The organism is Stenotrophomonas sp. pho (assembly GCF_006228405.1).
In the GTDB taxonomy this organism is placed as follows: Bacteria; Pseudomonadota; Gammaproteobacteria; order Xanthomonadales; family Xanthomonadaceae; genus Stenotrophomonas; species Stenotrophomonas sepilia.
Map to the genome: position 1 here is coordinate 1,851,465 of NZ_CP029759.1, position 12,887 is coordinate 1,864,351.

The following is a 12,887-nucleotide window of genomic DNA, read 5'->3' on the forward strand; positions in this document are numbered from 1 at the left end:
GGCTCTGACCCCGGCTCTTGCCTTGCCTTTGCTCACCCTTCCGCCGAGCGCAATGCCGGGTGGCGCGGGTGGGTGAGGCTGACCGGGACTGTCAGCGGCATGGATGCCGCTGCCAAGCCCCCAGGGACGGGTTTACGGCGTGTCCCGGGCAGCCTCACCCACCCGGGCCCCACAGCCAACCAACAATCAGCCGGCAACGCCTTGAACCTTACAGCGCCTCGAAAATACCCGCCGCGCCCATGCCGGTGCCGATGCACATCGTCACCATGCCGTACTTCTGCTGGCGACGACGCAGGCCGTGCAGCAGGGTGGCGGTACGGATCGCGCCGGTCGCGCCCAGCGGATGGCCCAGGGCGATCGCGCCGCCCAGCGGGTTGACCTTGCTCGGGTCCAGGCCGCAATCGCGGATCACTGCCAGCGATTGCGCGGCGAAGGCTTCGTTCAGTTCAATCCAGTCCAGCTGGTCCTGGGTCAGGCCGGCCTGCTTCAGGGCCTTCGGGATCGCGGCGATCGGGCCGATGCCCATCACTTCCGGGCGCACGCCGGCCACCGAGAAGCTGACGAAACGCGCCAGCGGGGTCAGGCCGTAATCCTTGATCGCCTGCTCCGAGGCCAGCAGCACGGCACCGGCGCCATCGCTCATCTGCGACGAGTTGCCGGCGGTGACGGTGCCGCCGAACTGGCCGTTGCGGAATACCGGGCGCAGCTTGGCCAGGCCTTCAGCGGAGGAGTCCGGGCGCGGGCCTTCGTCGGTGTCGGCCACCTTGTTGCGGGTGATGATGCGCTGGCCGTCGGCCAGGTCCGGCAGGTGCGAGACGATCTCGTACGGGCTGATTTCGTCCTTGAACTCGCCGTTCTGGATCGCGGCCATGGCCTTCTGGTGCGAGGCCAGGGCGAACGCGTCCTGGTCTTCGCGCGAGACCTTCCACTCTTCGGCCACCTTCTCGGCGGTGATGCCCATGCCGTAGGCGATGGCGACGTGGTCGTTGTCGAACACGCTCGGTGCCATGGCGATCTTGTTGCCCATCATTGGCACCATCGACATCGACTCGGTGCCGCCGGCCAGCATCAGGTCGGCGTTGCCCAGGCGGATCGCGTCGGCGGCCTGCGCCACGGCCTGCAGGCCAGAGGAGCAGAAGCGGTTCACGGTCTGCGCGGCGATGGTGTTCGGCAGGCCGGCCAGCAGCACGCCGATGCGCGCCACGTTCATGCCCTGCTCGGCTTCCGGCATGGCGCAGCCGATGATGGCGTCATCGATGCGGTTGACGTCCACGCCCGGGGCCTGGGCGACGACGCTGCGCAGCACGTGCGCAAGCATGTCGTCGGGGCGGGTGTTGCGGAACATGCCCTTGGGCGCCTTGCCAACCGGGGTACGGGTGGCGGCGACGATGTAGGCGTCCTGGATTTGCTTGGTCATTGCAATGATCTCTTGAATAGGGGTTGGAAGAGGTTGCCGGCCAGCGGCCGGCACTACCGATGTCTTCCGTCAGTTCCGCAGCGGCTTGCCGGTCTTCAGCATGTGCGCGATGCGGGCCTGGGTCTTTTCCTGCTGGGCCAGTTCGACGAAGTGCTTGCGCTCCAGGGTCAGCAGCCACTCTTCGTCAACCAGGGTGCCGCGGTCGACCTTGCCGCCGCACAGCACGGTGGCGATGCGCTCGGCGATCTCGTAGTCGTACGGGCTGATGAAGCGGCCTTCCAGCATGTTGACCAGCATCATCTTGAAGGTGGCGATACCCACGTCACCGGCCACCTGGATGCGGCGTGCCGGCAGCGGCGGACGGTAGCCCGCTTCGGCCAGGGCGCGAGCTTCGGCCTTGGCGATGTGCAGCGCTTCGTAGCTGTTGAACACCACCTTGTCGGTGCTGCGCAGCAGGCCCAGTTCCTTGGCGTTGACCGCCGAGTTGGACACCTTGGCCATCGCTACGGTCTCGAAGGTCTTCTTCAGTTCGGCGAATACATCACCGCCCGGGCCTGCGGCCTGCGAGGCGCGCACGGCCAGTTCCTTCAGGCCACCGCCGGCCGGCAGCAGGCCGACGCCGGCCTCGACCAGGCCGATGTAGCTTTCCAGGAAGGCCACGGTCTTGGCGCTGTGCATCTGGAACTCGCAGCCACCACCCAGCGCCAGGCCACGCACGGCGGCAACCACCGGCACCAGCGAGTACTTGATGCGCTGGCTGGTGCGCTGGAAGTTGGCAACCATTTCTTCGAACTGGTCGACCTTGCCGGCCTGCAGCAGGCCCAGTGCACCGGCCAGATCGGCACCGGCAGAGAAGGGCTCCTTCTGCTGCCAGATCACCAGGCCCTGGAAGTCCTTCTCGGCGCGGCTGACGCATTCCTGCAGGCCGTCCAGCACCTGGTCGGACACGGTGTTCATCTTGGTCTTGAAGCTGACCACGGCAATGCCATCACCGTCGTGCCACATGCGCAGGCCGTCGTTCTCGAACACGGTCTCGCCCGGCGCGAACTTCTCGCCCAACAGCGGATCCGGGAAGCGCTGGCGCTGGTACACCGGCAGCGACGAACGCGGCAGCTTGGCGTTGCGCGACGGGCTGTAGCTGCCTTCGGCGGCATGCACGCCGTCGCGGCCATCGAACACCCAGTCCGGCAGCGGGGCGTTGCTCATGCTCTTGCCGGCCACGATGTCATCGGCGATCCACTGTGCCACCTGCTTCCAGCCGGCGGCCTGCCAGGTCTCGAACGGGCCCAGCGACCAGCCGTAGCCCCAGCGGATGGCCAGGTCGACGTCGCGCGCGGTCTCGGCGATGTCGGCCAGATGGTAGGCGCTGTAGTGGAACAGATCGCGGAAGGTCGCCCACAGGAACTGCGCCTGCGGGTGCTGGCTCTCGCGCAGCTTGGCGAACTTCTCGGCCGGATTTTTGATCTTCAGGATCTCGACCACTTCCGGCGCGGCAGCGCGATCAGCCGGGCGGTAGTCCTGCTTCTCCAGGTCCAGTACGACGATGTCCTTGCCGACCTTGCGGAAGATGCCGGCGCCGGTCTTCTGGCCCAGCGCGCCCTTGGAAATCAGCGCATCCAGCCACTTCGGCGACTTGAAGAACTCATGCCACGGATCATTCGGCAGGGTGTCGCCCATCGTCTTGATGACGTGCGCCATGGTGTCCAGGCCGACCACGTCGGAGGTGCGGTAGGTGGCCGACTTCGGGCGGCCGACCAGCGGGCCGGTCAGGCCGTCCACTTCGTCGAAGCCCAGGCCGAACTGCTGGGTGTGGTGGATGGTGGACAGAATCGAGAACACGCCGATGCGGTTGCCGATGAAGTTCGGGGTGTCCTTGGCGTACACCACGCCCTTGCCCAGGGTGGTGACCAGGAAAGCTTCCAGGCCTTCCAGCACGGCGTCGTCGGTGGTGGTGGCCGGGATCAGCTCGGCCAGGTGCATGTAGCGCGGCGGGTTGAAGAAGTGCACGCCGCAGAAGCGGTGCCGCAGCTGTTCGGGCAGCACGTCGGCCAGCTTGTTGATGCCCAGGCCGGAGGTGTTGGAGGCCAGCACCGCGTGGTCGGCCACGAACGGGGCGATCTTCTTGTACAGGTCCTGCTTCCAGTCCATGCGCTCGGCGATGGCCTCGATGATCAGGTCGCAGTCCTTCAGCTGCTCCAGGCCGGACTCGTAGTTGGCCGGGGTGATGGCTTCGGCAAGCGACTTGCTGGCCAGCGGCGCGGGACTCAGCTTGCCCAGGTTGGCGATCGCCTTCAGCACGATGCCGTCGGCCGGACCTTCCTTCGCAGGCAGGTCGAACAGCACGGTGTCGACGCCAGCGTTGGTGAGGTGGGCGGCGATCTGGGCACCCATGACGCCGGCACCCAGCACGGCGGCGCGGCGGACTAGCAGGGAATTGGACATGGTGTAGGGCCTTTGTTGGTCAGCAGTTACTGGGTGGAATCAAACGGAAGCAGGCAGGGCGCTGGCGCGTGCGGCGGCGCGGAACCCGGCTTCGGCGAAATGGATCAGTTCGTGGGCGGCATGGGCACGATGCGCCGCTTCGGTGACACCGGCGGGACGCTTGATCAGCCCGAAATCGGCCATGGCATAGGTGAGCGAGCCGGCAAGGAAGTCCAGGCGCCAGTACAGCTCTTCCTTGCTCAGGTCCGGCACGCACTCGCCGATGGCCTTGCCGAACGCACGCAGCACGTGGCCGTAGTGGTCGGACAGGAACTTGCGCAGGTTGTCGTTCTTCTCGGCGTAGGCGCGGGCGATCACGCGCACGAAGGCGCCGCCGTTCTGGCGGTCCTGGGCCAGCGCCAGCGCCGGCTCGACGAAGGCGGCCAGCACCGGGCGCAGTTCGCCCGGGTGCTCGGCGCGGGCACGTTCGAGCTGTGACAGGCGGGCGCCGGTCATCTCGTCCATGCGGCGGCGGAACACCTCGTTGACCAGGTTTTCCTTGGAGCCGAAGTGGTAGTTGACCGCAGCGATGTTGACATCGGCCTGGCTGGTCACCTGGCGCAGCGAGGTGCCGGCGAAGCCGTGCTGGGCGAACAGCTCCTCGGCCGCGCCGAGGATCCGGTCCTTGGTCGAGAAGTGGGCGGGTTTGGCCATCGGCGGGCGGACCTTAATCAAACGATTGTTTGATACTAGGACCAGACGGTAGCGTATGGCATTTTGCAGTGCAGCAAAACTGCCCGGGCCGGTCAGATTTCACTCAGGTGGGTGAATGCGATGGGGTGGGGTCGGATCCTCGAATGGGGCTCCGACCCCAACGGTGGGCCCCGGAATGGGTCAGAGCCCCTGCGGGAATCCGACCCTTGGCCCGCGACGGGGTTGCCGGCCAGCGGCCGGCACTACCATGCCGCGGCTTTATCTTTTACAATTCGCCTACGTTTATCAGGCTAAGCCCGCGTCCCGACGCGGGTTTTTTTCATGTTACCCTTCGGGCCATCAGCGGCCCGATTCCATTGGAGACATCCCATGGCGCTGGAGCGCACCCTTTCGATCATCAAGCCGGACGCCGTTGCCAAGAACGTCATCGGCGAAATCTACGCCCGCTTCGAGAAGGCCGGCCTGAAGGTCGTGGCCGCCAAGTACAAGCAGCTGTCCCGTCGTGAAGCCGAAGGCTTCTACGCCGTGCACCGCGAGCGTCCGTTCTTCAACGCGCTGGTCGAGTTCATGATCTCCGGCCCGGTGATGATCCAGGCCCTGGAAGGCGAGAACGCCGTCCTGGCCCACCGCGACCTGCTGGGCGCCACCAACCCGAAGGAAGCCGCGCCGGGCACCATCCGCGCCGACTTCGCCGAATCCATCGATGCCAACGCCGCCCACGGCTCGGACTCGGTCGAGAATGCCGCGATTGAGATCGCCTACTTCTTCGCCGCCACCGAAGTCGTCTCGCGCTGAGAGTAATGCCGTGAACGAGGTCGTACAGTCCCCCGCCATCCAGCCGCTGCCGAAGTCGGCACCCACGGCTGGCAAGCAGAACCTGCTCGACCTTGATCGCGCGGGCCTGGAGAAGTTTTTCGTCGAGGTTCTCGGCGAAAAGAAGTTCCGTGCCCATCAGGTGATGAAGTGGATCCACCATCGCTACGTCACCGATTTCGATGAAATGACCGACCTCGGCAAGGTCCTGCGCGCCAAGCTGCAGGCCCATGCCGAGGTGCTGGTTCCCAACATCGTGTTCGACAAGCCCTCCGCCGACGGTACCCACAAGTGGCTGCTGGCGATGGGCGTGGATGGCAAGAACGCCATCGAGACCGTGTACATCCCGGACAAGACCCGCGGCACGCTGTGCGTGTCCTCGCAGGTCGGTTGCGGCCTGAACTGCACGTTCTGCTCCACCGCTACCCAGGGCTTCAACCGCAACCTGACCACCGCCGAGATCATCGGCCAGGTGTGGGTTGCCGCACGCCACCTGGGCAACGTGCCGCACCAGATGCGCCGCCTCACCAACGTGGTGATGATGGGCATGGGCGAGCCGCTGATGAATTTCGACAACGTCGTGCGCGCCATGAGCGTGATGCGCGACGACCTGGGCTACGGCCTGGCCAACAAGCGCGTGACCCTGTCGACCTCTGGCCTGGTGCCGCAGATCGACCGCCTGTCTGCCGAAAGCGACGTGTCGCTGGCGGTGTCGCTGCATGCGCCGAACGACGCGCTGCGCGAGACGCTGGTGCCGCTCAACAAGAAGTACCCGATCGCCGAGCTGATGGCCTCGTGCGCACGCTACCTGCGCGCCAACAAGCGCCGCGAGTCGGTCACCTTTGAATACACCCTGATGAAGGGCATCAACGACAAGCCCGAGCATGCCCGCGAGCTGGCCCGCCTGATGCGCCAGTTCGACAACGCGGTGCAGGCCAAGGATTCGGGCAAGGTCAACCTGATCCCGTTCAACCCGTTCCCGGGCACCCGCTACGAGCGTTCGGAAGAAGCGCACATCCGTGCCTTCCAGAAGATCCTGCTCGACAGCAACGTGCTGACCATGGTCCGCCGCACCCGTGGCGACGACATCGACGCCGCCTGTGGCCAGCTCAAGGGCCAGGTGATGGACCGCACCCGCCGCCAGGCGGAGTTCAACAAGACGCTGCAGGCGGGGAAGGGGAGCGATGCCGCGGCCTGACCGCCTCTGGCTGGTTCTGTTCGCAGGCGGGCTGGCCGTTGCGGTCGGCGGCTGCAAATCCCATCCCAAGGCCAAGCTTGGGCCGAGCCAGGCGCCGGTCTATTCGGTGGCTGACCCGGAAAGCGTGCGGCGCGAAGTGCGCTGGCGCGACCTGTTGACCCTGGCGACCCGTGACATGCAGGTCGGCAATCTCGACGCCGCCGAGCGCAAGGTGCGCGAAGCGCTGAAGCTGGCGCCCGAGGCGCCCGATGCGCTGGTGCTGCAGGCCGGCATCGATGACCGTCGTGGCCGCACCCGCCAGGCGGGCGAGAATTTCCGCAAGGCCGCCGAGCTGGCGCCGCAGCGGGGACGTGCTCAACAACTACGGTGCCTGGTTGTGCCAGCAGGGCCAGTCGGCCGAATCGCTGGTCTGGTTCGACCGGGCGCTGCAGGCGCCGGGCTATGCCACCCCGGGCGAAGCGCAGGCCAATGCCGGCAGCTGCGCACTGGACGCTGGGCAGCTCGAACGTGCCGAGCGCGACCTGCGCGCGGCACTCGTCGCGGCGCCGGCCAACCCGGTTGCGCTGGAGTCGATGGCCCAGCTGAGCTTCCGCCAGGGCCGCTACATGGAGGCCCGGGCGTTCGCCGAACGTAGGATTGCGGCTGCACCCGCAACGCGTTCCGTGTTACAACTTGCGTCTCAAATCGAAGTGAAGCTGGGCGATCGGGCGGCATCTGATCGTTATCTGCAGCGGATTCGACAGGAATTTCCGCAGGAAGCGGGCTCCTAACTCCAGGGTTGATGCATTGTGATTGATGACCAGACTGTGAGCGCTCTCGAGACTGCGGCCGGCTGCGGCACCCGCCTGCGCCAGGCCCGTGAAGCGGCCGGACTGACCCTCGAAGATGTCGGCTCGCGCCTGCGCATGCCGGTCCAGGTGGTCAAGTCGCTGGAAGAGGAACAATGGCAGAAGCTGGGGGCGCCGGTGTTCGTGCGCGGCCAGCTGCGCAGCTATGCACGCCTGCTCGACGTGGACGTGGGCGAGCTGCTGGAACAGGCCCAGGTCGGCCCGGTGGTTCCGCCCACCCTGGTCAGCCATACCCATACCCCCGTGCGCGCCGCATTGCCGAGAATCTCGGTCGGCGCGTGCTGTATGTCGGCATCACCGCCGTGCTGGCGGTGCCGGTGTGGTTCGCCACCCGTGGCCACTTCGACGGCAGCGCGACCCCGTCGCCGAGCACCGCCTCGCTGGACGTGATCCCGGCCGCCGTGCCGGTCACGCCGTCCGCAGCCGGTAGCGAGATGGCCGCCCCGGCCGAAGCGACCACGGCCCCGGCCAGCAAGCCGGCGGCCACCCCTTACGTCGCCTCGCTGGCCCCGGTGCCGCGCCCGGCGCCGGCCCCGGCTGCCGGCAATGCGCTGGAAATGCAGTTCAGCGGCGACAGCTGGGTCGACATCGGCGGCCCGGACGGCAGCACCGTCGAGAAGGCACTGATCAAGTCCGGCGAGACCCGCAGCTTCACGCCGGGCCAGGTGGCCCGGGTGACCCTGGGCAACGCCTCGGCGGTCCAGGTTCAGCAGAACGGCGCTATCGTCGATCTGACCCCTACCAGCGAGCCAACGTGGCACGCTTTCAGGTATCCTCTGAAGGCTCCGTAGTCCCGGTTTCGCACTGAGGCGCGGTTTCACCACCTTCGATTAAACCCAATGGTCCCTCCCGACGGGCGGGGCGAGAGTACGCATGGCGATCGACGATCTGCTCGACGAGCACGAACAAAGTGAACGCGTCCGCAGCTGGCTGCGGAAGAATGGCGCCAGCATCCTCGGTGGCGTAGTCATCGCCATCGGTGCCATTGCCGGCTGGCAGTGGTACCAGAAGGAGCAGGGCAGCAAGCTGGCCTCGGCCAATGTCGAGTACCAGAAGGCCCTGCAGGGCCTGCAGCAGAACAAGCTTGACGACGCCGCCAAGGCGGTCAAGGCGCTCGAAGCCGGCCCGTCCAGCATCTACGGCGACCTCGCGGCGCTGCAGCTGGCCAAGGCCCAGGTCGACGCCGGCAAGAACGAAGAGGCACTGGCCACCCTGCGCAACGTGAAGGTCGAAGGCGACCTGCAGCGCGTGGTCGACCAGCGTGTGGCCCGCCTGCTGGTGGCCACCGGCAAGAGCGACGAGGCCATCAAGCTGCTGGGCAGCGCCACCGACAGCAGCAGCCTGGAAATCCATGGCGATGCGCTGATGGCGCAGGGCAAGCGCGATGAGGCCCGTGCACAGTACGAGAAGGCGCTGAAGACGCTGGACGTGGCAGCGCCGCAGCGGCGCTTGCTGGAAACCAAGGTTATGGACGCCGGCGGCACCGTTGCCGCCCCTGCGGAGTCGGTTTGATGAGTCAGAAGGTCATGATCACCCGCGTCGCCACCGTGCTCCTGATGGGCATGGCCCTGACCGGCTGCGGTACCATGAAGGGCTGGTTCGCTGGCAAGGACGCGGCGGCGAAGAAGGCACAGGAACCGGCTGAGCTGGTCAAGTTCGAGCCGACCGTGAAGGTCAGCAAGATCTGGTCGGTCAACCTCGGCAAGGGCGAGCGTCGCATCGGTGTGCGCCAGGGCCCGGCGGTGGCCAACGGCCACGTGTTCGCTGCGGCGATCACCGGTGGCGTGCACGCCATCGACCTGCAGACCGGCAAGAAGGTCTGGACCTGGGAGCCGAAGAAGGAAAAGAAGAAGGCCAAGCTGCGCTTGTCCGGCGGCCCGGGTGTCGGTGAGAACCTGGTCGTGATCGGCACGCTGGACGGTCAGGTCATCGCGCTGGACATCAACGACGGCAGCGAGAAGTGGCGCGCCCGTGTTCCGGGTGAAGTGATCGCCGCGCCGGCCGTTGCCCAGGGCATGGTCTACGTGCGCAGCAACGACGGTCGTGTGACCGCCTTCGATGTCGGCAACGGCACCCAGAAGTGGTTCAACCCGAGCGAGCTGCCGGCGCTGACCGTGCGCGGCAACGCGCCGGTGGTGACCGGCCCGGGTGTGCTGTTCATCGGCAAGGACGAGGGCGCGGTTGCGGCCCTGGCCCAGCAGGATGGCCGCACGCTGTGGGAACAGAACCTCGGCAACGGCGAAGGCCGCACCGAGCTGGAGCGCATGGCGGACGTCGACGGCGCACCGGTGCTCGATGGCAACACCCTGTACGTGAGCAGCTTCAAGAACCAGACCATGGCCATCGAAGGCCCGACCGGTCGCCCGCTGTGGGCGCGCGACCATGGCGGCGCAGGTGGCGTGGCGGTGTCGTCGGGCAATGTGTTCGTGACCGACAACAAGGGCGGCGTGTTCGGCCTGGACAAGGCCAGCGGCGCAGCCATGTGGTCGCAGACGGCACTGGCCCGTCGCTCCCTGACCGGCCCGGCACTGCACGGCGACTACGTCGTGGTCGGTGACTACAAGGGATACGTGCACTGGTTGCAGACCTCCGATGGTGCGATGGCGGCACGGGAAAAAAGTGGCGGCGACGCCCTGCTGGCCCAGCCGGTCGTCGTCGACGGGGTGCTGCTGGTGCAGAACGTGGATGGCAAGCTGACCGCCTTCCGGTTGGCAAACTAAAAAAATTGGAGTAATCGCGATGCTGCCTCTGGTCGCCCTGGTTGGACGGCCGAATGTCGGCAAGTCGACTATTTTCAATGCGCTTACGCGCACCCGTGACGCGCTGGTCCATGACCAGCCCGGCGTCACCCGCGACCGCAACTACGGTGTCTGCCGCCTCGACGAGGACAACCATTTCCTCGTCGTGGATACCGGCGGTATCGCCGGGGAAGACGAAGGCCTGGCCGGCGCCACCACGCGCCAGGCCCGTGCGGCCGCGGCCGAAGCCGATCTGATCCTGTTCGTCGTCGATGCCCGCGAGGGCACCTCGGCGCTGGACGACGAGATCCTGGCCTGGCTGCGCAAGCTGTCGCGCCCGACGCTGCTGCTGATCAACAAGATCGATGGCACCGACGAGGACAGCGTGCGTTCCGAGTTCGCCCGCTATGGCTTCGGCGAGATGCTGACCGTCTCGGCCGCGCATCGCCAGGGCCTGGACGACCTGCTGGACGAAGTGATCCAGCGCCTGCCGGAAGAAGGCAGCGGCGAAGAGCTGGACAACGACCCGAACCGCATCCGCATCGCCTTCGTCGGCCGCCCGAACGTGGGCAAGTCGACCCTGGTCAACCGCATCCTGGGCGAGGAGCGCATGATCGCCTCCGACGTGCCGGGTACCACCCGCGACTCGATCGCGGTGGACCTGGAGCGCGACGGCCGTGAGTACCGCCTGATCGACACCGCCGGCCTGCGCCGTCGTTCGCGCGTGGATGAGGTCGTCGAGAAGTTCTCGGTGGTCAAGACCATGCAGTCGATCGAGCAGTGCCAGGTGGCCGTGCTGATGCTCGACGCCACCGAAGGCGTGACCGACCAGGACGCCACCGTGCTCGGTGCCGTGCTCGACGCCGGCCGCGCGCTGGTGATCGCCATCAACAAGTGGGATGGCCTGACCGAGTACCAGCGCGAGCAGGCGGAAACCATGCTGTCGCTGAAGCTGGGCTTCGTGCCGTGGGCCGAATCGGTGCGCATCTCGGCCAAGCACGGCTCGGGCCTGCGTGAGCTGTTCCGTGCGGTGCATCGTGCGCACGAATCGGCGAACAAGACCTTCACCACCAGCGAAGTGAACAAGGCGCTGGAAGTGGCCTACGAGACCAACCCGCCGCCGACCATCCGCGGCCATGTCTCCAAGCTGCGCTACGTGCACCCGGCCGGTTCCAACCCGCCGACCTTCATCGTGCACGGCACGCGCCTGAAGGAGCTGCAGGAGTCGTACAAGCGCTACCTGGAGAACTTCTTCCGCAAGCGCTTCAAGCTGATCGGTACGCCGGTGAGCTTCATCTTCCGCGAGGGGACCAACCCGTACGAGGGCAAGAAGAACGTCCTCACCGAGCGGCAGGTCAAGGCCAAGCGGCGCTTGATGAAGCACGTCAAGGGCAAGTGATTCACGAAAAAGGCGGCCGCAGGGCCGCCTTTTTTGTTCGCGCCCCTACCGGTAGTGCCGGCCGCTGGCCGGCAACCTCGGGTCGTCCGGTGCGTTCATGGCCATGCCGGCCAGCGGCCGGCACTACCCCATGTTTGCAGGTATCGGTCAAGGCGGCTTGCCGCCACGTGCGCGATAATGCGGCCATGAGCATCCAAGAGCTTTCCCCCGCGCAGGCACGCGAGCGCCTGGCCCATGGCGCCGTGCTGATCGATGTGCGCGAGGCGCACGAGCGGGCCGGCGGCATGGCCGAGGGCGCGCGCGGCGTGGCCAAGGGCGAGCTGCAGGCCGACCCGACCGCGCATCTGCCGCGGCGCGACCAGGAGATCCTGCTGATCTGCCAGAGCGGCAAGCGCTCGGCCGATGCCGCGCAGTTCCTGCTGGAGGCCGGGTACGCCCAGGTCGCTTCCGTGACGGGCGGCACCGTGGCCTGGCGCGAGCAGTCGCTGCCACTGGTGCAGCCGCTGGCCAGTGCCGCCGACCGCGATTTCTTTGATCGTTATTCGCGCCACCTGCTGCTGCCACAGGTGGGCGAGGCCGGCCAGCGCCGGCTGCAGCAGTCGCGCGTGCTGGTGCTGGGCGCGGGTGGGCTGGGCGCACCGGCTGGGTTCTACCTGGCCGCCGCCGGGGTAGGGCACCTGCGCTTTGCCGACCACGACCGCGTGGAGCGCAGCAACCTGCATCGGCAGATCGTGCATACCGAAGCCAGCGTCGGCCAGCTCAAGGTCGATTCCGCGCGCGAGCGCCTGCTGGCGCTGAATCCCTCCATCGAGGTCGAGGCGGTGCCGGAGCGGGTGACCTCTGAGAACGTGGATGCGCTGCTCGAGGGCGTGGACGTTGTGCTGGATGGCTCGGACAACTTCCCGCTGCGCTACCTGCTCAACGACGCCTGCATCAAGCACGCCAAACCGCTGGTGTATGCCGCCATCGAGCGCTTTGACGGCCAGGTAAGCGTGTTTGACGCCGGTCGCCAGCGCGGCGTGGCGCCGTGCTACCGCTGCCTGTTCCCGGAACCGCCGCCGCCGGAGTTTGCGCCGAACTGTTCCGAGGCCGGTGTGCTGGGCGTGCTGCCTGGCCTGGCCGGCGTGCTGCAGGCCACCGAGGTGCTGAAGCTGCTGCTGGGCATCGGCGAGCCGCTGGTGGGCCGCCTGCTGCGCTTCGATGCGCTGGGCATGCGCTTCCGCGAGACCGGCATCCGGCCGGACCCGCAGTGTCCGGTCTGCGCGCCGGGTGTGCCGTTCCCGGGATATATCGATTACGCCGCGTTCTGCCGGGGTGGGTGAAGCTGGCCGGGGATTCA

The 12,887-nt window shown here is 67.0% G+C and carries 9 protein-coding genes and 2 pseudogenes; 8 read left to right on the forward strand and 3 right to left on the reverse strand.

Annotation, left to right across the window (positions count from 1 at the left end):
- Positions 1–208 precede the first annotated feature (208 nt).
- From DL544_RS08750 to DL544_RS08760, 3 genes are all read right to left on the reverse strand, one after another.
- On the reverse strand, positions 209–1,417 hold the full coding sequence (locus tag DL544_RS08750; RefSeq protein WP_005416236.1) for an acetyl-CoA C-acyltransferase: 1,209 nt from the start codon (positions 1,415–1,417) through the stop codon (positions 209–211).
- Between the two features lie 69 nt (positions 1,418–1,486).
- Complete coding sequence (locus DL544_RS08755; RefSeq protein ID WP_111201353.1) at positions 1,487–3,859, reverse strand: 3-hydroxyacyl-CoA dehydrogenase/enoyl-CoA hydratase family protein; 2,373 nt, start codon at positions 3,857–3,859, stop codon at positions 1,487–1,489.
- Positions 3,860–3,898: 39 nt separating this feature from the next.
- On the reverse strand, positions 3,899–4,552 hold the full coding sequence (locus tag DL544_RS08760; protein ID WP_005416238.1) for a TetR/AcrR family transcriptional regulator: 654 nt from the start codon (positions 4,550–4,552) through the stop codon (positions 3,899–3,901).
- 369 nt (positions 4,553–4,921) lie between these two features.
- Here DL544_RS08760 and ndk point away from each other — a divergent pair, with 369 nt between their 5' ends.
- The 8 genes and pseudogenes from ndk (at position 4,922) to moeB (ending at position 12,870) form a co-directional block, all read left to right on the forward strand.
- Positions 4,922–5,347: a nucleoside-diphosphate kinase gene (gene ndk, locus DL544_RS08765; RefSeq protein ID WP_005409295.1), complete on the forward strand. Its 426-nt coding sequence runs from the start codon at positions 4,922–4,924 to the stop codon at positions 5,345–5,347.
- 10 nt (positions 5,348–5,357) lie between these two features.
- Complete coding sequence (rlmN, locus tag DL544_RS08770) at positions 5,358–6,563, forward strand: dual-specificity RNA methyltransferase RlmN (protein WP_005409296.1); 1,206 nt, start codon at positions 5,358–5,360, stop codon at positions 6,561–6,563.
- Positions 6,550–7,333: pseudogene (gene pilW / locus DL544_RS08775) on the forward strand (type IV pilus biogenesis/stability protein PilW). The gene rlmN and the pseudogene pilW overlap by 14 nt, the downstream one beginning before the upstream one ends.
- An 18-nt stretch (positions 7,334–7,351) precedes the next feature.
- Positions 7,352–8,219: pseudogene (locus DL544_RS08780) on the forward strand (RodZ domain-containing protein).
- Between the two features lie 65 nt (positions 8,220–8,284).
- Positions 8,285–8,923, forward strand: a complete 639-nt coding sequence (locus DL544_RS08785; protein WP_005416242.1) for a YfgM family protein — start codon at positions 8,285–8,287, stop codon at positions 8,921–8,923.
- Positions 8,923–10,131 (forward strand): outer membrane protein assembly factor BamB, encoded by a 1,209-nt coding sequence (gene bamB / locus DL544_RS08790; protein ID WP_139726995.1) that lies wholly within the window; start codon positions 8,923–8,925, stop codon positions 10,129–10,131. The genes DL544_RS08785 and bamB overlap by 1 nt, the downstream gene beginning before the upstream one ends.
- A 19-nt stretch (positions 10,132–10,150) precedes the next feature.
- Positions 10,151–11,548 (forward strand): ribosome biogenesis GTPase Der, encoded by a 1,398-nt coding sequence (gene der, locus DL544_RS08795; protein ID WP_005413118.1) that lies wholly within the window; start codon positions 10,151–10,153, stop codon positions 11,546–11,548.
- Between the two features lie 185 nt (positions 11,549–11,733).
- On the forward strand, positions 11,734–12,870 hold the full coding sequence (gene moeB, locus DL544_RS08800) for a molybdopterin-synthase adenylyltransferase MoeB (protein WP_139726996.1): 1,137 nt from the start codon (positions 11,734–11,736) through the stop codon (positions 12,868–12,870).
- Positions 12,871–12,887: the final 17 nt, after the last annotated feature.

Excerpts from the sequence above, each read along its gene's own strand:
- DL544_RS08785 (WP_005416242.1), top strand. The coding sequence starts at position 8,285 with ATGGCGATCGACGATCTGCTCGACGAGCACGAACAAAGTGAACGCGTC.
- moeB (WP_139726996.1), top strand. The coding sequence starts at position 11,734 with ATGAGCATCCAAGAGCTTTCCCCCGCGCAGGCACGCGAGCGCCTGGCC.
- ndk (WP_005409295.1), top strand. The coding sequence starts at position 4,922 with ATGGCGCTGGAGCGCACCCTTTCGATCATCAAGCCGGACGCCGTTGCC.
- bamB (WP_139726995.1), top strand. The coding sequence starts at position 8,923 with ATGAGTCAGAAGGTCATGATCACCCGCGTCGCCACCGTGCTCCTGATG.
- DL544_RS08755 (WP_111201353.1), bottom strand. The coding sequence starts at position 3,859 with ATGTCCAATTCCCTGCTAGTCCGCCGCGCCGCCGTGCTGGGTGCCGGC.
- DL544_RS08760 (WP_005416238.1), bottom strand. The coding sequence starts at position 4,552 with ATGGCCAAACCCGCCCACTTCTCGACCAAGGACCGGATCCTCGGCGCG.
- DL544_RS08750 (WP_005416236.1), bottom strand. The coding sequence starts at position 1,417 with ATGACCAAGCAAATCCAGGACGCCTACATCGTCGCCGCCACCCGTACC.
- der (WP_005413118.1), top strand. The coding sequence starts at position 10,151 with ATGCTGCCTCTGGTCGCCCTGGTTGGACGGCCGAATGTCGGCAAGTCG.